Origin of the sequence: Rathayibacter sp. AY1F2 (genome assembly GCF_002930885.1) — a bacterium.
Taxonomy (GTDB): Bacteria; Actinomycetota; Actinomycetes; order Actinomycetales; family Microbacteriaceae; genus Rathayibacter.
Genome location: NZ_PSVG01000019.1, coordinates 1 through 23559 on the forward strand (window position 1 = coordinate 1; position 23559 = coordinate 23559).

A 23559-nucleotide genomic window follows, 5' to 3' on the forward strand; every position below is an offset into this window, starting at 1 on the left:
GGGGTGTTGCCGCGGGCGCGCTGACGGCCGCAGTCGCCTTCGCATCGAAGCTCCGGCGAGCAAGGCGGACGAGCGCGATCTGGCGTCCCGTAAGGGGATGGTTCACCGGGCCGATCTGGTGCCCGGCCGTGGAAGACTCGTTGGGCCGACGACAGCGGAGCGTGACGCCAGTGACTTCAGTAGTGAGCCTCATCCGCTCCAACAGCCTCTCCGGCGCAGCGCAGTATGCGTACGCCGCGACAGTTCCCGCCGGCTCGCGCATGATCTTCCTCGCCGGAGATGTTGCACTGGACGCGGTAGATCCCCTGCCCCGGAGTTGCCGTCACTTCGTCCCTAGTCTTTTCCTATGAACGCATCGAGCTCATTGCCCTCTCTTGACGGTTACCGCTTCGCGGCTGTCCGCGACACAGTCGGCGGCGAAGTAGGACCTGAGACTGTCTTCGACTACCACGAAGCGGACGGCGAGGTGTGGGCCACCTACGCCGGCGGCGCAGTCCGGCGGGGATTCCTTGTCGGCACTCGAACCGGTGACACGGTGGCGTTCCGCTACTGCCAGCTCAACGAGGACGGCGAGACCTCGACGGGATCCTGCGTTTCCGAGATCACGACCGACTCAGCTGGCCGGCTCCGGATGAAGGAGACGTGGGCCTGGGAATCAAAACCCGGTAACGGCATCAGTGAAGTCGCGGAGATGCCGCCGATGTCACCGACGCAGAAGCCATGAGCAGTTCGGCGAACGAATGGCCCGACGTGCACCACACCCTCATCGGCTCGCTCACCTCAGGGTCAGTGGGTGCCACTGCCGCCGTCGCCTTCGGCGTAGCGGCGGTGACGGCGGGGCTCGTTCTCCTCGGCATCCGCTTGACCACCCCCGCCCGTTAGCCGCGAGCTGTCCTGTATCGGGATGGATCAACGGGACGGTTAGGTGAGGGGTCGTGACCATGCGACTTCTCGGTCCAGCTGCCCGGTCTTTTGGAAGAGCTGCACCTGGTGGGTGGTGGCGAGCAGTGTGGCGAGGTCGTCTCGGTCGGCAGGCGTGAAGCCGAGTCTCTGCCAGAACGGGCCGGAGCGGCGCGAGAACAGCCAAGCGTGGCGGGCGCCTTCGGCTGCTGCCTGGGTCAGTGCGTGGGTGGCGAGTCGTGTACCGGTACCGCTTTGTCGTCGACCGGGGATTACGGCGACGGAGCGAATGAGCGCGTGCCCGCCGTCCTCGCTCAGTTCGAAGCCAGTGCTGCCGACGACGGTTCCGTCATCGTCCCGTTCGATCCAGAGGCGGACGTTGGGAGCGTCGAGCCCGGAGAGGGTGAGGTCCGATTCGGCGAGGAAGTCGCGGAGCGACGCGACCTCGGCCGGCACGAGAACGGTGAGGGGCATGCGGACGATTCTCCTTCACCTGTCGTTCTGGGGTCGGTCACCGCGGCCTCCGCCACGTCATCACGTAGCGCCACATCGGCAACCGGGCCCATCGGTGTCCAGGCAAGATCCGGTCGGCGCTGCGTCGCATCTCCGCGTACGTGCGGACCGGCGCAGCCGTGGCGGCGCTGTGCTCCCGCGCGCTGTGACGGTGCATCTTCGCGCGGTGCTGGAGGAGGCCGGCGAGGTCGTAGAGCGCGTCGCGCGGGGTAGAGGTTCTGGCGAGCCCGACGACTCCGACAAGTCCTCCGGGGGCGGTCAGCTCCGCCCGGCGTCGGAGTGTTCGGTCGAGGTCGGGGAGGTGGTGGATGGTCGCGATCGCCGTCACGACGTCGAACGACGCCGGCGGGAGCGGAGACGTCATCAGATCGCCCTGCACCCAGTTCACACCGGGGTCCTCCTCCTGGGCTCGTTCGAGAACGAGCGGGTCCAGGTCGAGACCTGTCACCGCGGGAATCATCGTGTGGAGCTCGGCCGCCATGATCCCCTCCCCGGTTCCCACGTCGAGCGCGGTGCGCGCATCGGCCGGTACTTCCTCGAGGATCCGCTGCTGGTAGTGGACGTTGTGGTTCCAGCGTTTGGGGTGTCGTGTAGCCATTCGACAACCCTGCTCGCGTTCGCATCGCGTCGCCACCGGTTGGTGGGACTCTCGCAAGGGATGCTCGACGCCGTTCCGTATGGGGATCGCTTAGTGGGGCGTCCCGTTCATCGCGTCCTGATCGTGCCCGGGCACGATGTCCGGGTCCTCGTGGCGGGCGTCGCGCAAGGGGGAGAGCAGGACGATGAGGTCGGCTGCCGTGAAGGCGATCGCCGCTGTTCCGATCGTCAGTTGGTATCCCCAAGCGGTTACGAGGACGCCGGTGAGCAGTGCGCCGAAGAGGAACTCGACGCGATTGGCTGTCATCTTTCGGCCAGTCGCCGTACCTAGTCAGCCTACGAAGTGGTTGTGGCTCAGAAAGCCATCACCTCACGTAGTCGGACGAAGCTCGCAGGTGATGTTACCAGTCGTCCCCCAGCTTACGAGAAGCGTCTGCTTCGGTTTTCCGTGACTTTTCAGGTTGCGTATGAGCATCGCCCCCTCCTTCACCTGATGCAAAGAAAAGAACCAGCAGAACAAGGGTGGAAACTACTGCGCCAGCGATTAAAAAGTATCCATCCAGACGAGCAAAGGACATGTCGCTCGTGAGGATATTCCTATCTGTGGCTGGTTCCGCAAATTTGGATGTTGCCGTTCCAAACATGACTAGAATTCCGATGCCGCTTGCTAGTGCCCATGCGAGGCGAGAAGGAAGAGTTCCACCGTCCTTCCTGCGAACTATCGCTAGCCAGAGTACCCAGATAAAAAATGGCAGAAGTATGGCCATGAAGAAAGAAGTTGTCATGCTAGTTACCCGCCGCCTTAGTTACTGAACCATCCGAGCAGCCTATTCCAGAGGAGCTTCTCTCCGCTCAGGCTGCGTCCCCCGCGGGTTTCGCACGTCTCCCTCGGGTCCCACATGTAGATGGAGGACATGACTCCCACGATGGGCCCAAGAGGGGCGAAGACGATGGGCACCATTCCATCTAGCCGCGGGAACTCTCCAACGTTCATCGGGACATCATGCACTGCGCTCCACCAGATTGACCAAGAGTCGAAACGTCACGCGCGGCATCGAGTGCCCCGCGTGGAGGTCACCGCGCAGCGACAGAGAGGTTCAGCTCCTCACCGACACGCAGAATCTCGTCAGAAGGGAAGCGGAACGGGTTGAGGTAGAACAGGTCATCGGCCGTCATGCCGAATCGTGCCGCGACGTCCTCTGCGAGGTCGTTGCGAGCGACCATGTACGACGTCGGCACTCCGTCCGTCGACGTCGTCTCGCCGCGCGCTGCTGCACGTGGGCCGGCGTCCTGGGCGACGAGATCGCTACGTTGAGGCTTCACGCTCCATTGGACGTCAGCGACAGCAATGATCTTCGTCGCGCAGTCGAGCTCGCTCTGATGCTGGGTGGTGATGACGAGCTGATCGATCGCTGTCGGGTCGCCGTGGACATCTGCGAGGTTCCGCCACGCTTTGTAGGGCTTCCCTGACTCCGCATCCGCGAGATACATCGGGAAATCGACGTCGAAACAGGTGGCACCTGCATCGACGGGATCCAGGGCCGCCATGATCGCGACGAAACCGGAGGAAGATGCTGTCGCGGCGGGAATCTCGAGCTCGTCTGACGCAAGAGCAAGCCGACCATCGGCAGCACTTAAACGGACGGTGCCGGCCGTCCCATCGCTCCCCGCGAACGTTGCCACGCCAAGATCACCGGTTAGCGCTGACTCGGAGCTGTCGTCCGTTGACGGCACCGGAGCCGGCGGTATCGGCTGAGGTGTACATCCCGTGATGGCGATCAAGCACGCTGCCAGTGCGATGGTGCTTCGGGCCTTCGAGAATGTCCCCACAGGCCCAGGGTATGCGACGTCCCACTCGTTTCTTTGAAGAGTCAGGACGCCGGCGTGAGCGGCCCGGTCGTGAAGTCACTGCGACCGTCCCCGCCGCAGACCTCAAAATTGGCCGGAGTGTCGATTCCTGGGCCGGCGCCGTCTGAGGTGATGAGCACCCGGACAGTCGTTGCGGTCGTCGGCGTGCAGTCGTACGCGCCGACCGCCGAGAGCTGGCCCTCCGCCTGCGCCGACTCACCCGGAGCAAGAGCCCCGAGGTGGTGTCCAGATCGATCGCGGGGCGATCGGCGGGCGGGCGAGGGGGCCACTCCGGTCGGGTACGCGAGAATCGTGCTTCCCAGAAACGGTTCGGGAGCGCTCGTGCGATCTCCGTGAGCCGGACGGCGGCGTACCCGTCGAAGAACCCGCCAGACATCGTCACTGCGAGGAGCGCCCACTTCCTGCCCAGACCGACGACGAACCCGTCGATCGCCTCGCGGTTCCCGAACGCGAAACGGACCGTGACATGCGACTGGTCGCGCTGAGCAGTGGTTAGCAGTGCTCGGATCTTCTTCGTAGAGGACACCAGGACAGTCTGCCGATTGAGAGGAGCCGTCGCTTAGCCGGCCGCGCTCGGCCGCGGCGTCCCATATGGGGGTGGTCTACCGGTCGCGGACGCTCAGCGAGTCAGGCGATCCTCTCGAAGAGTCTGCCGGAGTGCGCCGACGAGCCGTTCCCACGCTTCGCGTGCGTTCGCTCGGCCAGCGTAGAAAGTGGTCTAACCCGCGACATGGGCGAAGTTGACGCGGACGAGGAAGAAGAAGAACGAGAACACGGCGCCAGCGATCAGCGCCTCCACCGCTAGCACGGCGCGGGCGAGCGGCGGGTGTCGCCGCTGGAGTGCAGCCAGAACGACCACGGCAGCCACGGACACTCCGATGATGACCGCGGAGAGGTCTGCTTCGACGCGGGCTCGGGAAACGTCGTGACTGCTCGGGTAAGCGGCTCCTGCTCCGAGGTCGATTCCGAACAAACCGATGTAGAACGCGTGGACGAGGAGGAAGCCGGGAACCAGGTGCACGCCGACGGCCGTCACAGCGAGCATCGCGACCGGAGCGCGCGGACCGAGTTTCTTCCGCATCGGTGACCGGTGATTCACGCGAACAAAACCATGAGAGCCGTGCCAAGCAGCAGTGCGGGCACCGCGAGCACGCTGAGGAAAATCTCCCAGCCGTTCCGCGAGCTTTTCTGAGCGCGGATTCCCGTGAGTACCCAGATGGCGATGGCGCTGAGAATGGCGGATCCGCCCGAGGTTGCTAGCCAGTGCTTGGCTGCTTCGGTCTGCTCGGGCGTGGGTGACCCTGCACCGGGGAGCCGGAGGCCGGTCTCCTGGATTGAGAGGTACAAGAAGACCAGCGGAGTCAAAATCATCCCCAGGAGCGCGACGAGCGTGATCGCCGCACGCAGACCGGTGCCGGCGCCCGTCACTTGCTCAGTCATTGGTAGGACCTCGATGGTGTTCGCGTGGTCGGAGGACGGCTTGAAGTCGGAGTTTGGCCCGTTGGTGTCGGCCGCGTGCGGTCGATTCGCTGATTTCGAGGATTGTCGCGGCTTCGGGGAGGGTGAAGCCGTCCCAGAGGATGAGCCGGATCAGTTCAGACTGATTCTCCGGGAGGGAGTCGAGGGCTGTTCGGATGTCGAGGGTGTCCGCGTCGACGGGATCGAGTCGGTGGGTGTCGAAGTGTTGGCGGAGTTTCTGCGTGAGGTCGTCGTGTCGCAGGGCTCCTCGTGCGGCGTTCGAGTGGACTCGGCGGGCGACGCCGAAGAGCCACATGCGTGCCCGCTCGGGGTCGGCGGGCAGCTGCTCGATGCGTCGCCACGCGACGATGAAGGTCTCACTGAGAAGGTCAGCGGCGTCAGCGGGAACGGCGACTCGTCGGCCGAAGTAGCTGAGCAGATCCGCTGCGTTCGCGGCGTGAAGGCTCTCGAGTGCTGCGTCTTGGTCGGACCGGCGGCGTCGCGCGATCACTCGGTAGTCCCGGGGGACTCGCTGTCGCACTGCCCCGCCATCTCGATGGAGGTGCTGGTCGTGAAGTAGCCGGCCTCCTCGAGCACATCCCGGATCTCGTCGCCCATGAGGGAGCTGGCGATCACCCCGGGGCTCGCGTCCGGAATGTCTGCCGGACGGCCGGCGGCTTCCGCCGCAGCGTTCGCCTCATCGATCCCCGCCTGATTCGATGCCAGGGCCGCCTCGATGTCCTCCGGAGTGACACGGGCGATCACCGGGTCCCAGTCGTGCTGCGCGAGGAACTCGCGGGCCCTCTCGGTCAGTTCGTCGGTCTCCTCGTCGGAGAGCCCGCCGCCGTACTCCGGTTGGATGCGGGCGACGACCGCGCAGGTGCCGATGTCGCCACCCTCAGCGAGCTCAAACGTGCGCTGCACAGCGACGTCCGGAGTCCATCCCACCCACTCCAGCAGCGACGGCCCCGCGACGGCGGCCGTGGTTCCGACTCCGACCAGTCCGATCGCCAGAACCGTCGCTCCGACTCCGGAGCGGAACCACGCGCGTCGCGGCGGACGTCTCACGGCCACCGCCCTGGCAACGCCGCGCGCGGCGTCGGCGGCCGCCGGATCCTCGCCCAGCGCCGGCGGCGCAGCTCGTCGCACCAGATCGTCCAGATCGTCCATGCCGGTTCCCCCTCGGTGATTGCTCGTCACTACCGACGTGTCCGGCCGAGGCTCGTTCTTAACGTCGGTCGCGGAAATTCACGCGCTGGTTAGGGCTGGTTGAAGGATTCTCTGGCGTCGGTGATGGTGCTTCCGTCGCGGAGGGTGAGCGTGACGGTGAAGGTCGGCTCCGGTCCACCGCGGCCCGTCTCGCCTCCCTCAGTAAGGCCGGTTCCCGGCCACCACGCTGCCCAGTGTCCGTCTGCGACCGTGGCGAGGACGCTCGTGCCGTCGTCGGTGCGGATGGTGAGTCCGGTCACGTCCGAGCCGACGTCGCCGCTGGTGAAGACAGCGGGCGGGAGGTTCTCGCCGGCGAATTGGCTGATGCCGCCCTGCGTGTATTCGTCAGCGAGCGGAGTGAAGCCGCTCTCGCTTCCGGTGGAACTGATGAGCGCCCTCCCGGCAGCGCTCGTCCCTGCCGGGATCTCGATGAGGCATGCCCGCTGGCTTGGCGTCGTGTAGAAGAGCATGACCCAGTCGCCGCGCCGTTCTCCGATCTCCGGCTGTTCGAGCTGCTGCGCATCACCTGACGCACACGCCTCGCCGGCGACGGTCAGATCGGACGCGCTGGCAACGTCTGCGGTCGACGTCCACGAGGCGTACGCGCGGGAGTCGACACCGGACGGCAGGAAGGCGAGAGCGACTCCCAGCGCTGCGGCCGCGAGCCCGGCGGGAAGGATGACCTGCCATCCCCGAGGGCGCCGAGCGGCGGGCTCTCGAGCGGCCACCGGGTCGCTGTGGAGGATCATCTGGAGCCGCGCTGCGGCGGCTTCGCGAGCCGGGTCGTCGAGCTCGTAGTGGGCGGCCGGGTCGAGGTCTTTCGTGGCGAGGAGTTCGGGCGTGGTCATGATGCCTCCAAGGCGGGCGAGTCGGCGTGGTGCTGGTGCGAAGGGGGATCGAGCAGCGCCCGCAATGCGGTGCGTGCTCGGTGAAGTCGGAGCCGGAAGGCGACGGCGGTGATGCCGAGCACTCCGGCCGCGGAGGGGGAGTCGAGTCCTTCCCAGGCCGTCAGAGCGATCGCTTCCTGGTGCTGCGGTTTGAGCTGTTGCCACGCCTGGTAGAGGTCGAGCCGGGTCGCGATCGCGTCCTCCGGCGACCGCGCGGCCGCGTCGGTGTGAGCGGCGACCCGGATCGCGAGGGCGGCGGTGCGGTGCTGACTGCGGAGGTCGTTGAGGAGGCAGTTGCGGGCGATGGTGAACAGCCACGCACGCGTGGGCTCGTCTTCCGATGGCGCGGTGTCGTGTCGGCGCCAGGCGATCAGGAATGCCTCGTGCGCGAGGTCTGCGGCGCGCTCGGGGTCAGTGCGACGCCTCAGGAACCGGACGACGCTGACGTACTCGCGCTCGTACAGCTCGGAGAAGCTCGCCTCGCGGGCGGACTGTGGTGGGCTCATACCTGGGACATGTCGCCAGCCGAGCTGCTGTTACAGGTGATCGAGTACCTGTTGATCAGCAACACGGAACCGACGGCTCGCCCACAGGGTGATGAGCCACGCCACCGAGCCCAAGATCGGCAGGAGCACGACCACGACGGTCCACCCGACGCGCGCAGCGTTGGTGAGGGTCTTCGTCGTGATGAGAGTCACGATCGAGACGATGGGAAGAGCGACGCTGAGGATCGAGAAGACGATCCATGCGACGTCGTAGTAGGTGGGAACCAGGATCACCGCGTCCTCAGTCAGAGCGATCTCCTTTGCTGTCGAGCCAAGGCGACGCTGGTCGAACGGTCGCGGATCCAGCCTCTAGGCCATCGAAGCATCGCGCAAGACCGACCTTCTGCGGTCCGTCTCGCATGGGAATCGCTTAGCCGTCAGGGCGAGGAAAGGGACCCGTCACCGGTACCCGCGAAATATCGCCAACCGAAATCGACAGTCAGGGCGAAAGAGGCATCCGTTGCGCGCACATCCGCTGGAGTCGACTCGGTGATCGACCCTTCGTAGGACTGACGGTTGAAGCCCTGAGGGAGCGGGAGGCCATCGACCTGCAATCGGGAGGCGGCGACGAGAGTCCACCGGACGGTAGCCGTCCCGTTGGCACCTCCACCGGGAAGCCCACGACCACCACCACCGGAGATGTCGCCGCTTTGCAGTAGGTCGACGCCGACCAGAGAATCAACGACTCTCACTCCTGTGCCGTGGATTCCGTTGGTCGCGAGGAATCTGTCGACGGCTTCGGCCGCTGCGAGCTGATCGGCGCCGTCCACCGCGTAGACGATTCCTCCGTCGAGTCGGCAGACCGTCGTGATCACTGACCCTGACTCGCCGATCTGATCGGATCCTCCCTCTCCGAAGCACCAGTCCTCCGTCGCCCGTGCCACCTCTCGCACGCCAGGCACGGCGTCCACCGCCATCGCCTCGTCAAACAGCGGCCGCGTGTCCTGCCGTGCTGCAGCGACAATGGGCGAGGTTGGCGACGGCCCAGGAATGTCAGCGGCACAACCGGAGAGCGGGATCACGGCGGCTGCAAGAGCGAGCGGACCCCGCCAGAGGAGTCGCCTTTCACGGCCAGAGTCGGGTCGCGCGTGCATGCGCCCAACGTACGACGCTCTGGCCGGTGCGCCCAGGCCGCGTACGCGACTACCCGCCGTCACGGAACCTAATTCGGGCCGTTCACGACACCTAGAATGAGTGACAAGTTACGTGACGCCTTCGCTCGGCGCGCCATCTCATCAGCACGGCGTCACGTATTCGGCCGTATAAGTGACAGGGGTCCGCGATGCTCGTCGGGTACATGCGCGTCTCGAAGACCGATGGAACGCAGACGACAGATCCGCAGCGCGATGCGCTGCTCGCGGCCGGCGTCGATGACGCGCAGCTGTACGCCGACCTCGCGTCCGGCCGGAAGGATGATCGGCCGGGTCTGCTCTCGTGCCTGAAAGCGCTCCGTGAGGGCGACACGCTCGTGGTGTGGAAGCTCGACCGGCTCGGACGCGACCTTCACCACCTCGTGAATACCGTCCATGACCTCACCGCTCGCGGCATCGGACTGAAAGTGCTCACGGGGCAGGGGGCGGCGATCGACACGACCACCGCGGCCGGCAAGCTCGTCTTCGGGATCTTCGCGGCCCTCGCCGAGTTCGAGCGCGAGCTCATCTCCGAACGAACCATGGCGGGCCTCGCGTCAGCACGAGCACGCGGTCGGGTCGGAGGGCGCCCGTTCACCATGACGCCCGCCAAGGTGCGACTCGCGATGGCATCGATGGGCAAGCCGGAAACGAACATCGGCGCCCTCTGCAAAGAACTCGGCATCTCGCGCCAGACGCTCTACCGCCACGTCTCGCCAACCGGCGAAGTGCGGCCGGACGGCCTTCGCGTCCTCGGACGCAAGAGCACCTAGACGCAGCTCGCTGACACCGGCGTAGGCTCCAAATGACGGCTCCGGTAGTTGGGCAGACGACCTCGAAGATCTGTGCAGAGGACCTCGAGAACTGACAATGAGACCGGAATCTCGCGGCGCTGTTCGTCGCAATAGACCCGCCCGATGAAATGCCCGATGATGGGGCGTCAACTGACACACTGAGCGCATGGCAGCTCTCGTGGGATACGCCCGCGTCTCAACCGACAAGCAAGATGCGACCGCGCAGCGCGACGCACTCCGGGCGGCCGGCGTCCCATCCGATCGGATCTACGTCGATTCCGGTCTGACGGGCCGGAACCGCGAGCGTCCCGCGCTGCGGGAAGCGCTGGCGGCATGCGACGCCGGATCGACTCTGCTCGTGACGAAGCTCGACCGGCTCGCGCGGTCCATCACAGACGCTCGCGACATCGTTGATGAGCTGACCCGCCGTGGCGTGAAGCTCAGCATCGGGGGATCGGTCCACGACCCGGAGGATCCGATCGGCCGGCTGCTGTTCAACGTGCTCGCGATGGTCGCGGAGTTCGAGGGGGACCTGATTCGCGCCCGCACGCGTGAGGGGATGAAGGTCGCGAAGGCCAAGGGGCGTCTGCGTGGACGTCAGCCGAAGCTGTCGCCGAAGATCGAGGCGCATCTGGTCGCAGAGCATCGTGCCGGGAACTGCACCGTTGCCGAGCTCGCGGCGGAGTTCAAGGTCGCGCGTTCGACGGTCTATCGGGCGGTGCAGCGGGCTGATGCGCGCGCCGCTGGCGCCGTCGCCCTGGCGCTGCCGACGGAGGGCGCGTGATGTCGGGGGCGGAGAGGGAACCTGCGCTGGTGCCGGGGAGGGTGGAAGTGCTGCCCGGGTGGTCTGCGCGTACACGTGTTCTCAACACCGGGTGGGGAACTCTCGCCCAGGCGATCGCCTGGATCTGGCTCGTCATCGGGTTCGCGGTCCTTCCTCCGGGATCGCGTCTGCCCCTTTTCGTGCCGCTGGTGCTGTTCTTCGCCGCTCTCGCTTGGTCAATGATCTGTCTCGCGATCGGCACATCCAGGGTCACCGCTGAGAAGGAAGCCAGTTACACGACCCTGGGGTTCGGGCGCATCACGGTTCCTACGGTGGATTCGAGAACCGGTGTCATCCTGCGGGAGGCGGGCGAGCCGCATCTGGACTGGAAGACTGCGGCGCTACTTCGGCGACAAGCGAGGAACAAATGACCAATGCCGTGACCGTTTCTGCGATTCCTGCTCTCCGGGTTCGTTGGTTTCCGCTCGTGCTCGCGGTCGGTGCCGTCGTCGCGCAGCACTTCTTCGTTCTGAGCCGGAGCGGGTCATATTCGGTGGTCGCTGTCATCGATGGGGCTCTAGTGGTTTTGGCGGTGGGGCTCTTCCTCTGGGCGAGGGCGTCAGCCGGGCGATCCGCGCGGAGGGTGGCGGAACTTGATCCCGGGACCTCGAGGGAGGCTTTCGCGTGCGTCTACCATCAGCAGCTGCGGTCGCTGGTGAGGGGCTTGGACCCGGACGTCAGCATGGGGTCCTACCCGGTCGTTCATCTGGACGAGACCGGGCTGAGCATCCTGTCGCAGGCGAATGCGCGGCGGGTCACCTTCCCGTGGTCGCGGGTCGCGTCCGTCCGGCCGACTCCGCTGCTCGACCGGTTCTTCATCCGGCGGGCGATCGAGGTCGTCCTCGAGGAGGGCGGATCGGTCGTGCTCGCCCCCTACGGTGACCGTTCGTTCTACGGCATGAAGGCCGCCGATGACGCGAGGTTCAGTGCGATCTTGACCGCGATCAGCTCGAGGTCCGTAGAGGGGCGGTCGGCGTGAGGCCCGGTTGGTGGTCGTAGGCGGACGTCATGAGCTTGTCGGAGGCGCCCGCGTCTCGACGGATAAGCAGGACGCGCAGGCGCAGCGCGACGCGCCGGTCGCGGCCGGTGTGCCGGCGGAGCGGATCTACGTTGACGTCGGCCTCACCGGCAGCAACCGCGTGCGGCCCGCGCTGCGCGAGGCCCTAGCCGCGTGCGACACCGGCTCGACTCTGTTCGTGACGAAGCTCGACCGGCTCACCCGCTCGATTACCGACGCACGCGACATCGTGGACGAGCTCACGCGCAGGGAAGTGCGCCTGAACATCGGCGGGTCGCTGCACGACCCGAACGACCCGATCGGGCGGCTCCCGTTCAACGTGCTGGCGATGATCGCGGAGTTCGAGGGCGACCTGATCCGCGCGCCCGCAGTCGAGTTAGCGACGCTCCGGGACGTCGATGGACGCCCTACTCGGGCCAGACCGCGAGGGGTGGCCGCACGGCGCGTTCGGGTTCGTCGGTGACGGTGACGCGGGTGAAGCCGGCCGCGTGCGCCATCGCAATCAGGACCAGCTCGGCCGCATCGTGGTCGAGGTCGATAAGTGCCGTCCTGAGTTCGAGGGAGGCGCCGCTACTGAGTGCGCCAGCAACGCGCAGCACACTCAGTGATGACGGGGTGAGGTCGGCGGTGGAGTGGTGCGCGTCGAGCGCTGTCGTGGTCCAGACTTCGGCCGCCGTGGCGCCTGTGGCGGCGGCTGTCACCGCGGCGAGCAGGACGTCGAAGTCGATCGCCCAGGTGTCCCACGCGCGATCGTGCAGCACCCACGGGGCGGTCTCGTCCGCGAGGCCCGAGCGGATGAGGAGTTCGACGGCGGCGGATCGCGCGTCGTCTCCGAACGCCCAGGTGCGCAACTGCTGATCCTTGTCCTCGGTCATGCTCACTCCGTCATCCTGCCGGGCGCCTGTGGTGCGGTCGGGGTCCCGCTGTCCACCTGTGTGCAGGCCAGCCCGGAGGAGAGAGCTGGACTGTGCACAGGTGGTCAGGGGGCGTCCGCGATCTAGTCGTGGTGTTCGTTATCGACCGGCGTCGGCTCCGCCGGATCGGTCATACGGGAGCTGCGCCGCGCACGTGCAGGCGCAGCGCTCTTGCCCGGAGCGCGGGCGCCGGTTGCGCGCAGATCCTTGTCGCTCCATCCGGAGGCGAGCGCAGCGTCCCATGCTTTGCCGTGCGCGTCGCGGGCGTCCTTGAGCTGCTGTTCGGCCGCGTCGACGTCGTTGGTCGCGGCGACCAACGACCGGACGGCGTTCACACGCACCTCGACCGAGCGCTCGAGGATCTCGCGTGCGGACGCTGCTGCGGATTCGGGGTCGATCATCTTGTCTGCCATGCCCCGCAGATTAACGGCGCGCGCTGCGCCTGTCATGCCCCGATCCTGCTGCGCGGATCGAGCGCCCACCACCTGCGGTGTCGAAGTGTTATCGGTTCAATCGGAGGAGCAAGCTGTCGACTTAGGTACCCTAAGTTGCTTGGCGGCCTGGCGTTGCGCTGGGCCGGTGAGCATACTGGTCGTATGGTCCCCGCTGGCTGGCGGGTTCGCTGCGCTGGGCCGAAGGACGGGGATGTGATGACGGAGTCGAGCCGGTTGTTCGGTCGGAAGCGTCGTCCGAACGTTCCGCCGGAGCAGCGTCGGGAGAAGAAGTACGTCGTGCGGGTGTCCCCGGATGAGGATGCGATGTTGCGTGCTCGGGCCGAGGTTCTGGATGTGACGGTGCCGCGGTTGATGTTCGAGGCGGCGATCGATCCGCAGGTGCGTTCGGACGTGGAGTGGAAGTCGGTCGGTTCGGAGCTGATGCAGCTGCGGACGCTGATGGGGCGTCTTTCGAGCAACATGAATCAGCTCGCTCGCTTCGCGAACACCGAGGGCCGTTTCCCTGAGGAAGCAGTGCAGGTGGCGGCGGAGTACCGGGCGCTGGTGCCGCGGGTGAACGAGACGCTGCGACGACTGGCCGGCCAGTGATCCCGAACGTCACGTACGGCGGGGACATGGGCGGTCTCGTGCGCTACCTCGCGGGGGAGGGGCGCGCGAACGAGCACACCGAGCAGCACTTGATCGCGGGGGACCCGGCGATTATGGCGATGCACGGGGAGAGCGTCCTCGATCAGGCGGAGGCTGCCGCGATCGCGGCGGAGTTGAACGAGTACAAGAACTTTTTCGGTGTAGACGTGACCCGCCAGGAGAAGGTGTTCGACAAGGACTCCGGCGAGCAGATCGGCAGCAAGCGCGTCGCCGCTGACGTCTGGCACTGCTCCCTCTCGCTGCGTGCGGAGGAGGGGCAGCTCACCGATGAGCAGTGGGGACGGATCGCGACCGATTTCGTGGACCGGATGGGGTTCGCCGGTGAGTCCTCAGGGAAGGCTGATTGCCGGTGGATTGCCGTGCGGCACGGGCTGTCGAAGAACGGCAACGACCACATCCATATCGCTGTCTCCGCGGTGCGCGCCGACGGGACGAAGGCGCACGTCGCTTACGACAAGGCGCTCTCGCAGAGGGTCAGTCGGCAGCTGGAAAAGGAGTACGGGCTCGAACCGTTGCACGCGCCCGAGCGTGAGCTGGGGGAGCGCGGCGTGCAGCCGGGCGCGCGCGAGTCCGCGCAGCGCCGCGGCGCGGTCGAGGTCGACGCTCACCGGCTCGAGCGCGCGGTCCGCTCGTCGGCATCCGCGTCGGCGGACGAGGCGGAGTTCGTACGCCGGATGCGCCAGGCCGGCGTGCTCATCCGCCCGCGCTACGCGGCGGGCCGCGACGACGTCGTCGCCGGCTACTCGGTCGCGTTGCGTCCCGAGAAGGGCACGCGCGTGGTGTGGCACGGGGGCGGGAAGCTCGCTCGAGATCTCACTCTCCCGGAGCTGCGGAAAGGCTGGCCGGACTCACCACAGTCCGCGCAGACAGCGGTCGATGAGTGGCGCGCAACGGCAAAGAACCCGTGGCGCTACGAGCCCGTCGCGCCCGGCCGCGAATCGACCGAGCTCTCCAGTGATCTCTACTCGTCCTACGCGGAGGACATGGGGCGGCTGCACGACTACCTCAGTCGAGTGGACCCCTCCGATCGCGCGACGTGGGCGCACGCAGCCCGCGAAGCATCGGGCGCCTACGCCGCTTGGTCGAGGCGCCTCGAGCCGACACCCGGGCCGCTCGCTGAAGCATCACGGACCCTCGCCCGCTCCGCGCATCTGCGTGCGTACGAGTCGACGCCGCGGCCGGTGGGGATGCCGTCGATGGCCGGCTCGACGATGCTGATCCTCGCGACCGCCGGGAAGCGGAACAAGGCTGCCGAGGAGGCCATGCTGTTGCGCCAGATCGTGCGCACCACGCGAGCGATCATGGACGCTCACAAGGCCGCCGGCGACGCCCGCCGCACGCGCGAGCTCGCGGGGACGATCCGGAACCAGCTGAAGACGGTTCACGAGGGCTACAGCGCGCAGATCCAGAAGAACGCCTGGGACGCCCTACCTGAAGACACCCGCCGCGCCCGCAAGACGGTGCAGGCGAGCTTCGCGACCGGGACTCCCGTCCCGACGAAGCTCGCGAAGGCCGAGCCGAACGTCACCTCAACCGCTGCCCCGCAGCACGGCATCGAGCCGCGAGAGCGCGACGGACGCGACCGCTAGATCGACACCAGTGAAGGGGAGGAATCACTATGGCTGACGACGACGGAGGCGTGGAGGAGTCCATTAACTCGTCCGCGCGGATCGCGCTCACTATCGCGATCCAGCTCGGCGAGAAGCTGGCCCGCGCGTACCAGGACGCGATGCGAGAAGCGCAGCAGCGCAGTGCGATCGAAGCACGCGCGCTCGCAGCCCGCTACGAGGGCGAGCGGGCATCCGCGCGTCAGGCGGTGTCGATCGTTCACGATTCCCAGTGGTGGGATCAGGCGAGCGTGCGCGACGTCGCCCGCGTCGCGGAAACGGCGGCCGCGTGGAAGGACGCGGACCCGCAGATCGCGTCCGTTAGTGCCTTGATCGCGTCGGAGGCAAAGGAGCGCTACGGCGTCGACGTCGCCACGTTGCAGGGCATCGCGCGCGACACCCCGACCGAGCTGGACCTCGCGAAGCATTGGGCCACCACCGCAGCGCCCGAGGGGTACCACCGTCACGACGAGGACCGTCTCGCGATGACTGTCGGTAACGCCCGAGAGCCCAGCCCCGCGGCCGAACGTGCGCTCGTCGCTGACTACCGCGCGGCGGTCGCCGGCGACATCCCCGCGCTCGAGCTGAGTGTCGCCGAGGAGTGGAAGCGCGCCAACGATCCGGTCGGCTACCAGGACTACCGCGTCGAGACGGCCGTCGCATTCGATGACAACGGACGGGTGCAGCCGGCGGACCCGGCCGTGGCCGAAGCCGCCCGCGCGGCACTCGTGCAGGAGTGGCGCACCGAGCAAGCCGGCGGATCCGCTGTCGTGCCAGATGCCGAACGGGCCCAGTCTAAGCGCGACGTCACCGAAGCTCAGATAATGATTGCTGAGGCCGACCGCCTCGACCGCGCCAACGACGCATCCGCCCAGGTCGCTCCGACGGAGATCCCGATCGACGCTGGGCGTCGCGCCGACGAGCTCGAGCAGCAGGCCGCCCAGTACGACCGCGACGCCGAGGCGGGCGGGACTCTCACACAGAGCTCCGACGAGCTGCGATCTTTGGCTGAGGATGCTCGAGCTCAGGTCGCGCTTTACCGTGACGACCGCGATGGCCGTAGCGCCGCCGACAGCGTTCCTGTGGTGTCTGGCGAGGGGCGCTCGGCCTCAGCCCGCTCCGACGGGGAACTCGCGTACGACAGCGCTGAGCGCCGGGCGCACACCGCAGCGGCGATGCAGGCCCAGGGCGTCCCGCAGGAGCAGGTGGATGCACTGATGACCATGGACGCGTCGTTCGCGAGTTCCGCTCGTGGAGCAGCCCCCGCAGGGCGCACACGAGTCCCGTCGACGCGCGGCGGACGTGGGCAAGGCCGCCAGATCGAACGGTCCGAACACGGCCGCTGAGAACGGGAGAATCGACTTCATGCCTTCCGACGCTGTCAGCCTTTCCGCCGATTACGCGATCGTGCTGATTCGGCTCAAGGAGCGAGTCCGTACGGCGCAGTACACGGCGCAGCGGACGGTCAACACGCAATTGATCGAGCTGTACTGGAGCATTGGGCACGAGATTCTCCGCCAGCAGGACGAGCACGGGTGGGGGAGCGGCGTGGTTGGTCGTCTCGCCGATGACCTGCGTGCTGAGTTCCAACAGAGCAGGCCTCAGCGCCGACCGCCGAGGGGGCATAGCTCGGGTGGAGGGTGAAATCAAACGACAGCGTTAGCGCCGCGCACAAACCGCCGAGACAATGCGCTCTCTGGCGTCCCCGAAGCGCAGAACAGCGCCCGAATGACCGTCGATGCATCCTTCTCGACACCAGCGCGCGATTCGCTCACGCCCGCACGACGGTCCTCCGCAGCCGCAGGGTCGCGGGCATGAGCGCATCATCGAGCGGCCCGAGCAGGCTGCAGGCGCGGACCAATGACGCGATTCTGATACAGTCCTATGTAAAATTCTTGATACAGGCGACAACCGTGACAAGCAGGAACGAGTACACATGACCGAGTCGGCAGAGGCATCCAGGAAGACCACGGCACGGATCGTTTGGGACACGGCAGACAAGTACCTACGCAACATCGTCGATGAGGAGGACTACGGGGACTACATCCTGCCGTTCACGGTCCTTCGTCGACTCGAGTGCATGCTGGCCGACAGCAAGGACAACGTCATCAAGTATGTCAAAACCCTCTCCGGCATGCCTCCGCACCTCATCGATATTGCGGTCAAAGACCGGTTCGGCCTGGGCTTCTACAACATCTCCCTGCTCGACCTTGCGACCATCGCCTCGGTCGACGACAACGTGGACAAGTCGCTTAAGAGCTACATCGACGGCTTCTCGAACAACGTCGCTGACATCTGGGTCTCGTTCGACTTCAACCGCCGAGCGAAGGTCCTCGCCGACGCCAACCGCCTTCACGCCGTCGTCAAACACTTTTCAACGCTGCCGCTCGGGCCGAAGGAGCTTAGTGATACGGGCATGGGTGACGTCTTCGAGGACGTCATGTACCGGGCCTTCAACAAGAAGGGCAAGGCCGCGGGCAACTTCTACACCCCACGAGACGCCATCCGGCTCATGGTCGACGTGCTCATTAGCAACGACGACGACACCATCGCGTCCGACCATGCCGCTCGCTCGGTCTATGACCCGACGGCAGGCTCGGGTGGCATGCTGCTCATCGCGCAGGAGGCGCTGAGGCGCACCAACGAGAAGGTCGACGTAACCCTCTACGGTCAGGAGCTCATGCCGTCCGCTTTCGCGCTCGGCAAGGCGGACCTGCTGATCCAAGGTGGTCGACCCGATGCGATTAAGAAGGGCAACACGCTCGTTGAGGATCTCTATGAAGGGCAGACCTTCGATTACGTGCTCTCGAACCCGCCGTTTGGAATCGACTGGGAGGTCGAGGAGTCGTCGGTGCGGGAGCAAGCCAAGGCACCTGGATCGCGCTTCAGCCACGGCCTCCCGAGCACCTCCGACGGTCAGATGCTTTTCCTCGCCCACTGTGCATCGAAGCTCAGTCCAGCCGACAAGAACGGACAGGGCGGCCGTGCGGCAGTTGTATCTAACGCATCGCCGTTGTTCAATGGCGACAACGGGCCGAACTCGATCCGCCAGTGGCTCCTCGAAGAGGACCTCATCGACGCGATCATTGCCCTGCCGACGAGCATGTTCTACGGCACCGGCATCGCGACGTACGTCTGGATCCTCGACGCGAACAAGGATTCGAAGCGCGAGGGCAAGATCCAGCTCATCGATGGGTCCGGGCAGTGGGACTCGCTGCGCAAGCCCATGGGCGACAAGCGCCGCGAGGTGAGCAAGGACCACCGTGCCAAGCTGCTGGAGGCCTACGAGGCGTTCGAGTACGCGGATCCGACAATCTCGCGCGTGATGACGCCCGAGGACTTCATGTTCCGCGATGTGCCCGTATACAAGCAAGTACGCTTCACAACGCACTTTGACGACGGGACCGTTGCGACGCTCTGCACCCGGCGTGACTTTACCGACGGTCACCTCGCAGTCCTCAAGTCATTGGACGGCACGCCGTGGAACGAACTGCCGACGTCGTTCCCGCAGGCGGCGAGGGCAGCTGGGCTCAAAACTACGGTCGGGCTAATCGACGCAGCCATGAAGGCCCTCGCCAAACCCGACGACTCGGCGCCGCTGGCAGTCGACCGCAGAGGAAATCCGGTCATCGCGGACGGCTGGAAGATCACCGAGCGGGTACCGCGAAGCGAGGACATAGGGGGTCACATGGAGCGAGAGGTATTGCCGTTCGCACCGGACGCGAAGTGGGACGAGAGTAAAGCGAAGGACGGAACCGATATTCCGTTCACACGGATCTTCTTCGTTCCCGCACAGCCGCGGCCGCTTGCCGAGATCGACGCCGCCGTAGAGAAACTCATGGGCGAACTAGCTGAGATGTTCGCAACGGTGAAGTCGGATGACTGAGGTAGTGACCACCGTGCGGATCGGAAAGTTTGTAGATCTCGTGAACGGATTTCCGTTCAAGTCGGATTCCTTCGTGTCTGAAGGTGAAATGCCACTCGTGCGAATCCGCGACTTGCTCAGTACGGAGTTCGAGACGTTCGTACCTCGAGCTTCGGTGCCACAACATGTCTTGCTGAGAAAAAACGACGTCGTCGTCGGAATGGATGGCGATTTCAATGTTCGCCTGTGGGATAGGGGTGAGGCGGCCCTCAACCAGCGACTTTGTTTGCTGAGGGCGAGGGCAAACTGTGATCCGCGCTACGTCGCGTATGTGATGCCAGCGGAACTGCGGGCGATCAACGAGCTCACCCCGTCGACCACGGTCAAACACCTCTCGTCCAACGACGTGCTGTCAGTAAAAGTTCCTGATCTTGACCTCGATAGCCAGCGTACCATCTCCGATTACCTCGACCGTGAGACCGGAGAGATTGACGCAATGATCGGCGGCCTGAAGGAATTAACGCATGCGCTCCAGAGCCGCGCAGCTGAATCGACTACGAGGCTAGTACTTGGCCTTCGCTCTTCTCATGCTTCTGATGGATCGGATGCCCACTCACCGCTGTCCGGCATCCCCGACCATTGGGGCCGAACGAAGTTCGGATACGACTTCGTCGAGAGCACCGAGCGAAATGGCGACGACCCGCCTGGTCCGCTGCTCTCGATCTCCGAGTACCGGGGAGTGGAGCTGAACACCCGCACGGAGGGTCAGCAGGCGTCGCTCGATGTCTCGATGTACCGGGTGGTGAGACCCCGCCAGCTCGCGGCGAACATGATGTGGCTCAATCACGGTGGCCTTGGAGTCTCGTCCGTCACCGGGTACATTAGCCCGGACTACAAGGCGTTCTGGATCTCCGACTGCTTCGAGCCCCGCTACGTCCACCATCTCTTTCGGTGTTCGCGGTACATCGACTACTTCGCCGCAATCGCGACCGGGGTCCGCCCGAACGCTCAGCGCGTGACGAAGACGGTGCTGGACGCGACCCCGGTCCCGCTGCCTCCCCTCGATGAGCAGATCAGGATCGCCGACGAGCTCGACGCGGCGACCACGCACGTCGACGCCATGCTGGCGAAGGTCGCCGACCTCAAGTCCCTGCTCCTCGAGCGCCGCGCCGCGCTCATCACCGACGTCGTCACCGGCAAGAAGGAAGTCGCATGAGCCACGCGCAGCTGATGGAGCTGGAGTTCGAGGGCAACCTCTGCTCCGAGCTGGCCGAACGAGGCTGGCTGTACGAGGACAACGGCAAGCCGACCGGCTGGGACGTCGGCCTAGCAATGGTGCCGGCCGACGCGCTGCACTGGCTGGCCATGCAGTACCCGGACGAGTACGAGAAGGCCGTCCCGGGCGACCTGGCCGGTGAGCTGCGTGCCAACGCCGAGCGCAAGCTCCTCGACCACGTCACCAAGGAACTCGCCAAGACGACACGGATGGACCCGACGACTGGGCACCCGGTTGGAGGTCTCCTCGGTGTGCTTCGCAAGGGCTTCTCCTACGCTCAGATCGGCCATCCAACGGCGAAGTTCGGCCCGATGATGGCCTTCCCTCCCGCCAATCCGAACCTGACCGAGGTCGTCGAGGCAGCTGCGGCCGTCCGACTGCGGATCCTGCGCCAGGTGCGCTTTGACACGAAGACCAACGAGAGCATCGACGTGGTGCTCCTGGCCAACGGGCTGCCGATCGTGACGCTCGAGCTGAAGACCGACAACACGCAGACGGTCAACCACGCGATCCGCCAGTACAAGGAAGACCGCAAGCCCGCCAGGAGCCGCCCGCTTCTCGCGCCCGGACGCGCGCTGGTCCACTTCGCGGTGTCCAATGACCTCGTCTACAAGACGACCAAGCTGCAGGGCGGCGACACAGTCTTCCTGCCGTTCAACCAGGGCGACGACGGCCATGAGGGCAATCCGCCGTCGGCGAGCGGCTCGTCGACGAACTACCTTTGGCGCGAGACCCTTGCGCGACCGACCTTCATGCGCATCCTCAAGGATTTCGCGCTCTTCGAGCCGAGCAAGTCCGGCACGAAGGACGCCGGCCGGCTCGTCTTCCCACGGTTCCACCAGCTGCGGGCCGTCGAGCGCGTGGTCGCCGACATCGAGGCGAACGGCCCGGGCAAGCGGTACCTGGTCTGGCACTCCGCGGGTTCCGGTAAGACCAAGACCATCGCGTGGCTCAGCCACCGCCTGATTCGGCACATGAGCGCCGACTCAGAGTCGACCTTCGACTCAGTCATCGTCGTCACGGACCGCACGGTCCTGGACGAGAACATCCGCGACGACATGAAGCTCGTGCAGTCAAGCAAGGGCCTCGTCGTGGCCGTGGGCGAGAAGTCGGGGGCGAAGTCTCCACAGCTTAGGAGGGCACTTCTCGAGGGCGACCATATCGTCACCTGCACCCTGCAGACCTTTCCCGAGGTCATGAAGCTCATCGAAGGCACCGAGGAGCTGCGGGGCCGGCGCTGGGCCGTTGTCGCGGACGAGGCTCACTCGTCGCAGTCGGGCTCCGCGGCCAAGCAGCTCAAGGAGCTACTTGTGGACGTCGAGACCGACCCCAACGAAGAGATCAGCGCCGATGACCTACTCGCCGCTAAGGACTCGGCCATCGCGGCGTCGGCGAACATCACCTTCGTCGCCTTGACCGCCACGCCAAAGGGAAAGACTCTCCGGCTGTTCGGCACCCAGGTTGGGGATCGCTGGGAGGCATTTGACACGTACACGATGGCCCAGGCGATTGAAGAGGGCTTCATCCTCGACGTCCTCACCAACTACTCGACCTACGACATGTTCCTCCGGGTGAAGAACACCTTGGAGGGCGAAGAGTCGGAAAGCGAGATCCAGGTCAACACTGGTGAGGCTGTCTCCAGCATCGTCCGCTATGCGAGGCTGCACCCGACCGCCATCGCGCAGAAAGTGCGGGTAGTCGTCGAGCATTTCCGGCGGAACGTGCAGCCGCTGCTCGGCGGGCAGGCTCGCGCCATGGTTGTGACCAGCTCGCGCATGGAGGCGCTGAGCTGGTCGCGAAAAATGGACGCCTACATTGCCGAGAAGGGCTACGACCTGCACACCCTCGCAGCGTTCTCCGGCTCGCTCACCGACGAGGACGGCGAGAGCGTCACCCAGGTCTCGGTCAACGGAGTGAGTGACGTCGGCAGGGCGTTCCGCGAGCAGGGCGTCTACCGCGTCCTCATCGTCGCAAATAAGTTCCAGACGGGCTTCGACGAGCCGCGGCTCATGGCGATGTACGTCGACAAGAAGCTCTCCGGCGTCGCGACCGTGCAGACGCTGTCCCGGCTGAACCGCATCTACCCGGGCAAGACCGCGCCGATGGTCGTCGACTTCCGGAACACGCCGGCGAGCGTCCAGGCGGACTTCAAGCTGTATTACTCCGACGCGCACGTCGACGGCGACGTCGACCCCAATGCGCTGATCACCGTGGGGGAGCGGCTCGACACGGCAGGGCTCTACACGCACGATGAGATGGACGCGGTTGCCGACGCCTTCCTCCAAGACGCCGGCGGCGAGGCGATCGCCAAGGCAGTGTCCCCGATCAAGCACCGCTGGACCGGTCAGTGGCGTCAAGCCGTGGTAGCGAAGGACAAGCGGCGGAAGAAGGAGCTCGAGGCGTTCCGCGCCGACGTGCGCGGATACCGGAACGCCTGGCAATTCCTCAGCCAGATCGTCGACTACCAGGACCCCGAGATGCACCGCCGTGCCATCCTCGCGACGCTGCTCGGCCGGAACCTCCACGCCGACGGCGACGACCGCGACGACAGCTTCCTCGAGGGGGTGCAGCTCTCAGGCGTGAAGCTCGTCCCGTCCGCCATCGAGGAGGACCACTCGATCAGCGAAGGCAGCGGCGATGGCATCGAGCTCCCCATCTTTGACGGCGAGTACGGCGGCAGCGCCGCGCCGAGGCGCGGCCCGCTCGATGAGGCCATCGACAAGGTCAACGAGATGTTCAAGGCCAAGGGCGTCGACGTAAGCCCGGGGAGCGTGTCCGGCTTCATCACGACGTTCTGGGGTTTCCTCGACGCCAACGAGGAGGCCGTGGCTATGGCGAAGAACAACACCCTCGCCCAGCTCAAGGCGTCCGAGGGATTCAACGGTGCCGTCGGGCTTGCGGTCCTCAAGACGGTCAACGAGTCCAAGGAGATCCAGTCGTACATAACCGACCCTGCCTTCATCGGTCGAATCACTGACATCGCGGCGGACGCGCTCCATGCTCAGCACCGATCCGCCGCAGATTCGGGCTTCGATACGGAAGGGGACTGAG

General features: G+C 65.8%; 29 protein-coding genes. 14 read left to right on the top strand and 15 right to left on the bottom strand.

The genetic code is table 11. From position 1 onward, the window contains the following. Nucleotides 1–346 precede the first annotated feature (346 nt). Both C5C54_RS13435 and C5C54_RS18025 read left to right on the top strand, forming a co-directional pair. Complete coding sequence (locus C5C54_RS13435) at nucleotides 347–724, top strand: hypothetical protein (protein ID WP_181127893.1); 378 nt, start codon at nucleotides 347–349, stop codon at nucleotides 722–724. Continuing rightward, nucleotides 721–882, top strand: a complete 162-nt coding sequence (locus tag C5C54_RS18025) for a hypothetical protein (RefSeq protein ID WP_181127894.1) — start codon at nucleotides 721–723, stop codon at nucleotides 880–882. Before C5C54_RS13435 ends, C5C54_RS18025 begins: the two co-directional genes overlap by 4 nt. Before the next feature lie 39 nt (nucleotides 883–921). On the opposite strand, the gene C5C54_RS13440 is transcribed toward C5C54_RS18025, so the two are convergent. From C5C54_RS13440 to C5C54_RS17655, 13 genes are all read right to left on the bottom strand, one after another. Beyond that, nucleotides 922–1374: a GNAT family N-acetyltransferase gene (locus tag C5C54_RS13440; RefSeq protein ID WP_104288529.1), complete on the bottom strand. Its 453-nt coding sequence runs from the start codon at nucleotides 1372–1374 to the stop codon at nucleotides 922–924. Nucleotides 1375–1411: 37 nt separating this feature from the next. Then, the gene (locus tag C5C54_RS13445) at nucleotides 1412–2011 is read right to left on the bottom strand and encodes a bifunctional 2-polyprenyl-6-hydroxyphenol methylase/3-demethylubiquinol 3-O-methyltransferase UbiG (RefSeq protein ID WP_104288530.1); all 600 of its coding nucleotides are present in this window, start codon (nucleotides 2009–2011) and stop codon (nucleotides 1412–1414) included. 90 nt (nucleotides 2012–2101) lie between these two features. Next, nucleotides 2102–2317, bottom strand: coding sequence for a hypothetical protein (locus C5C54_RS13450; RefSeq protein WP_104288531.1), 216 nt, complete (start codon nucleotides 2315–2317; stop codon nucleotides 2102–2104). A gap of 94 nt (nucleotides 2318–2411) precedes the next feature. Next, nucleotides 2412–2795 (bottom strand): hypothetical protein, encoded by a 384-nt coding sequence (locus tag C5C54_RS17650; RefSeq protein WP_146078836.1) that lies wholly within the window; start codon nucleotides 2793–2795, stop codon nucleotides 2412–2414. A gap of 289 nt (nucleotides 2796–3084) precedes the next feature. Then, complete coding sequence (locus C5C54_RS13455; protein WP_104288532.1) at nucleotides 3085–3693, bottom strand: hypothetical protein; 609 nt, start codon at nucleotides 3691–3693, stop codon at nucleotides 3085–3087. A gap of 904 nt (nucleotides 3694–4597) precedes the next feature. Then, nucleotides 4598–4960: a hypothetical protein gene (locus tag C5C54_RS13460; RefSeq protein ID WP_146078837.1), complete on the bottom strand. Its 363-nt coding sequence runs from the start codon at nucleotides 4958–4960 to the stop codon at nucleotides 4598–4600. 14 nt (nucleotides 4961–4974) lie between these two features. Then, nucleotides 4975–5319 (bottom strand): hypothetical protein, encoded by a 345-nt coding sequence (locus C5C54_RS13465; protein WP_104250053.1) that lies wholly within the window; start codon nucleotides 5317–5319, stop codon nucleotides 4975–4977. Next, nucleotides 5312–5878 carry an RNA polymerase sigma factor gene (locus C5C54_RS18535; RefSeq protein ID WP_104288533.1) on the bottom strand — a complete coding sequence of 189 codons (567 nt, stop codon included), beginning with the start codon at nucleotides 5876–5878 and terminating at the stop codon, nucleotides 5312–5314. Before C5C54_RS18535 ends, C5C54_RS13465 begins: the two co-directional genes overlap by 8 nt. Then, nucleotides 5845–6507, bottom strand: coding sequence for a hypothetical protein (locus tag C5C54_RS13475; RefSeq protein ID WP_104250051.1), 663 nt, complete (start codon nucleotides 6505–6507; stop codon nucleotides 5845–5847). The genes C5C54_RS18535 and C5C54_RS13475 overlap by 34 nt, the downstream gene beginning before the upstream one ends. Nucleotides 6508–6596: 89 nt before the next feature. Next, on the bottom strand, nucleotides 6597–7394 hold the full coding sequence (locus tag C5C54_RS13480; protein WP_104250050.1) for a hypothetical protein: 798 nt from the start codon (nucleotides 7392–7394) through the stop codon (nucleotides 6597–6599). Next, nucleotides 7391–7939 carry an RNA polymerase sigma factor gene (locus C5C54_RS13485; RefSeq protein ID WP_104250049.1) on the bottom strand — a complete coding sequence of 183 codons (549 nt, stop codon included), beginning with the start codon at nucleotides 7937–7939 and terminating at the stop codon, nucleotides 7391–7393. The genes C5C54_RS13480 and C5C54_RS13485 overlap by 4 nt, the downstream gene beginning before the upstream one ends. A 30-nt stretch (nucleotides 7940–7969) precedes the next feature. After that, nucleotides 7970–8212, bottom strand: coding sequence for a PLDc N-terminal domain-containing protein (locus C5C54_RS13490; protein ID WP_181065431.1), 243 nt, complete (start codon nucleotides 8210–8212; stop codon nucleotides 7970–7972). A 143-nt stretch (nucleotides 8213–8355) separates the two neighbouring features. Continuing rightward, complete coding sequence (locus C5C54_RS17655) at nucleotides 8356–8889, bottom strand: hypothetical protein (protein ID WP_146078838.1); 534 nt, start codon at nucleotides 8887–8889, stop codon at nucleotides 8356–8358. A gap of 371 nt (nucleotides 8890–9260) precedes the next feature. Here C5C54_RS17655 and C5C54_RS13495 point away from each other — a divergent pair, with 371 nt between their 5' ends. The 5 genes from C5C54_RS13495 to C5C54_RS13515 all read left to right on the top strand — a co-directional run bounded on the left by C5C54_RS13495 (nucleotide 9261) and on the right by C5C54_RS13515 (nucleotide 12206). Beyond that, nucleotides 9261–9881 (top strand): recombinase family protein, encoded by a 621-nt coding sequence (locus C5C54_RS13495; RefSeq protein ID WP_104226407.1) that lies wholly within the window; start codon nucleotides 9261–9263, stop codon nucleotides 9879–9881. Nucleotides 9882–10068: 187 nt separating this feature from the next. Then, on the top strand, nucleotides 10069–10686 hold the full coding sequence (locus tag C5C54_RS13500) for a recombinase family protein (RefSeq protein ID WP_104288534.1): 618 nt from the start codon (nucleotides 10069–10071) through the stop codon (nucleotides 10684–10686). Next, nucleotides 10683–11096, top strand: a complete 414-nt coding sequence (locus C5C54_RS13505; RefSeq protein WP_104288535.1) for a hypothetical protein — start codon at nucleotides 10683–10685, stop codon at nucleotides 11094–11096. The genes C5C54_RS13500 and C5C54_RS13505 overlap by 4 nt, the downstream gene beginning before the upstream one ends. Beyond that, on the top strand, nucleotides 11093–11704 hold the full coding sequence (locus C5C54_RS13510) for a hypothetical protein (protein ID WP_104288536.1): 612 nt from the start codon (nucleotides 11093–11095) through the stop codon (nucleotides 11702–11704). The genes C5C54_RS13505 and C5C54_RS13510 overlap by 4 nt, the downstream gene beginning before the upstream one ends. A gap of 10 nt (nucleotides 11705–11714) precedes the next feature. Next, a complete protein-coding gene (locus tag C5C54_RS13515) occupies nucleotides 11715–12206 on the top strand; it encodes a recombinase family protein (RefSeq protein WP_104288537.1) in 492 nt (163 codons plus the stop codon). Here C5C54_RS13515 and C5C54_RS13520 read toward each other — a convergent pair. Together C5C54_RS13520 and C5C54_RS13525 are read right to left on the bottom strand one after the other, a co-directional pair. After that, nucleotides 12151–12624, bottom strand: a complete 474-nt coding sequence (locus tag C5C54_RS13520) for a hypothetical protein (protein ID WP_104288538.1) — start codon at nucleotides 12622–12624, stop codon at nucleotides 12151–12153. The two genes, C5C54_RS13515 and C5C54_RS13520, sit on opposite strands and share 56 nt — an antisense overlap. Nucleotides 12625–12740: 116 nt before the next feature. Beyond that, a complete protein-coding gene (locus tag C5C54_RS13525) occupies nucleotides 12741–13070 on the bottom strand; it encodes a hypothetical protein (protein WP_104288539.1) in 330 nt (109 codons plus the stop codon). Between the two features lie 237 nt (nucleotides 13071–13307). Here C5C54_RS13525 and C5C54_RS13530 point away from each other — a divergent pair, with 237 nt between their 5' ends. The 7 genes from C5C54_RS13530 (at nucleotide 13308) to C5C54_RS13560 (ending at nucleotide 23558) form a co-directional block, all read left to right on the top strand. After that, nucleotides 13308–13700: a plasmid mobilization relaxosome protein MobC gene (locus C5C54_RS13530; RefSeq protein ID WP_104292870.1), complete on the top strand. Its 393-nt coding sequence runs from the start codon at nucleotides 13308–13310 to the stop codon at nucleotides 13698–13700. A gap of 38 nt (nucleotides 13701–13738) precedes the next feature. Continuing rightward, nucleotides 13739–15349 carry a relaxase/mobilization nuclease domain-containing protein gene (locus tag C5C54_RS13535; RefSeq protein ID WP_181127896.1) on the top strand — a complete coding sequence of 537 codons (1611 nt, stop codon included), beginning with the start codon at nucleotides 13739–13741 and terminating at the stop codon, nucleotides 15347–15349. A gap of 29 nt (nucleotides 15350–15378) precedes the next feature. After that, on the top strand, nucleotides 15379–16713 hold the full coding sequence (locus tag C5C54_RS13540; protein WP_104288542.1) for a hypothetical protein: 1335 nt from the start codon (nucleotides 15379–15381) through the stop codon (nucleotides 16711–16713). Nucleotides 16714–16732: 19 nt separating this feature from the next. Then, nucleotides 16733–17011 (top strand): DUF1016 N-terminal domain-containing protein, encoded by a 279-nt coding sequence (locus C5C54_RS13545; protein WP_104288543.1) that lies wholly within the window; start codon nucleotides 16733–16735, stop codon nucleotides 17009–17011. A 292-nt stretch (nucleotides 17012–17303) separates the two neighbouring features. Further along, on the top strand, nucleotides 17304–19253 hold the full coding sequence (locus C5C54_RS13550; protein WP_104288544.1) for a class I SAM-dependent DNA methyltransferase: 1950 nt from the start codon (nucleotides 17304–17306) through the stop codon (nucleotides 19251–19253). Nucleotides 19254–19257: 4 nt separating this feature from the next. Continuing rightward, nucleotides 19258–20448 (top strand): restriction endonuclease subunit S, encoded by a 1191-nt coding sequence (locus tag C5C54_RS13555; protein WP_181127897.1) that lies wholly within the window; start codon nucleotides 19258–19260, stop codon nucleotides 20446–20448. Continuing rightward, nucleotides 20445–23558 carry a type I restriction endonuclease subunit R gene (locus tag C5C54_RS13560; RefSeq protein WP_104288546.1) on the top strand — a complete coding sequence of 1038 codons (3114 nt, stop codon included), beginning with the start codon at nucleotides 20445–20447 and terminating at the stop codon, nucleotides 23556–23558. The genes C5C54_RS13555 and C5C54_RS13560 overlap by 4 nt, the downstream gene beginning before the upstream one ends. The last annotated feature ends 1 nt before the right edge of the window (nucleotide 23559 follow it).

What these genes read in the sequence shown, in the direction of transcription:
- C5C54_RS13435 (WP_181127893.1), top strand. Translation starts at nt 347, where the DNA reads ATGAACGCATCGAGCTCATTGCCCTCTCTTGACGGTTACCGCTTCGCG.
- C5C54_RS18025 (WP_181127894.1), top strand. Translation starts at nt 721, where the DNA reads ATGAGCAGTTCGGCGAACGAATGGCCCGACGTGCACCACACCCTCATC.
- C5C54_RS13440 (WP_104288529.1), bottom strand. Translation starts at nt 1,374, where the DNA reads ATGCCCCTCACCGTTCTCGTGCCGGCCGAGGTCGCGTCGCTCCGCGAC.
- C5C54_RS13445 (WP_104288530.1), bottom strand. Translation starts at nt 2,011, where the DNA reads ATGGCTACACGACACCCCAAACGCTGGAACCACAACGTCCACTACCAG.
- C5C54_RS13450 (WP_104288531.1), bottom strand. Translation starts at nt 2,317, where the DNA reads ATGACAGCCAATCGCGTCGAGTTCCTCTTCGGCGCACTGCTCACCGGC.
- C5C54_RS17650 (WP_146078836.1), bottom strand. Translation starts at nt 2,795, where the DNA reads ATGACAACTTCTTTCTTCATGGCCATACTTCTGCCATTTTTTATCTGG.
- C5C54_RS13460 (WP_146078837.1), bottom strand. Translation starts at nt 4,960, where the DNA reads ATGCGGAAGAAACTCGGTCCGCGCGCTCCGGTCGCGATGCTCGCTGTG.
- C5C54_RS13465 (WP_104250053.1), bottom strand. Translation starts at nt 5,319, where the DNA reads ATGACTGAGCAAGTGACGGGCGCCGGCACCGGTCTGCGTGCGGCGATC.
- C5C54_RS13475 (WP_104250051.1), bottom strand. Translation starts at nt 6,507, where the DNA reads ATGGACGATCTGGACGATCTGGTGCGACGAGCTGCGCCGCCGGCGCTG.
- C5C54_RS13480 (WP_104250050.1), bottom strand. Translation starts at nt 7,394, where the DNA reads ATGACCACGCCCGAACTCCTCGCCACGAAAGACCTCGACCCGGCCGCC.
- C5C54_RS13485 (WP_104250049.1), bottom strand. Translation starts at nt 7,939, where the DNA reads ATGAGCCCACCACAGTCCGCCCGCGAGGCGAGCTTCTCCGAGCTGTAC.
- C5C54_RS13495 (WP_104226407.1), top strand. Translation starts at nt 9,261, where the DNA reads ATGCTCGTCGGGTACATGCGCGTCTCGAAGACCGATGGAACGCAGACG.
- C5C54_RS13500 (WP_104288534.1), top strand. Translation starts at nt 10,069, where the DNA reads ATGGCAGCTCTCGTGGGATACGCCCGCGTCTCAACCGACAAGCAAGAT.
- C5C54_RS13510 (WP_104288536.1), top strand. Translation starts at nt 11,093, where the DNA reads ATGACCAATGCCGTGACCGTTTCTGCGATTCCTGCTCTCCGGGTTCGT.
- C5C54_RS13525 (WP_104288539.1), bottom strand. Translation starts at nt 13,070, where the DNA reads ATGGCAGACAAGATGATCGACCCCGAATCCGCAGCAGCGTCCGCACGC.
- C5C54_RS13530 (WP_104292870.1), top strand. Translation starts at nt 13,308, where the DNA reads ATGACGGAGTCGAGCCGGTTGTTCGGTCGGAAGCGTCGTCCGAACGTT.
- C5C54_RS13540 (WP_104288542.1), top strand. Translation starts at nt 15,379, where the DNA reads ATGGCTGACGACGACGGAGGCGTGGAGGAGTCCATTAACTCGTCCGCG.
- C5C54_RS13545 (WP_104288543.1), top strand. Translation starts at nt 16,733, where the DNA reads ATGCCTTCCGACGCTGTCAGCCTTTCCGCCGATTACGCGATCGTGCTG.
- C5C54_RS13550 (WP_104288544.1), top strand. Translation starts at nt 17,304, where the DNA reads ATGACCGAGTCGGCAGAGGCATCCAGGAAGACCACGGCACGGATCGTT.
- C5C54_RS13560 (WP_104288546.1), top strand. Translation starts at nt 20,445, where the DNA reads ATGAGCCACGCGCAGCTGATGGAGCTGGAGTTCGAGGGCAACCTCTGC.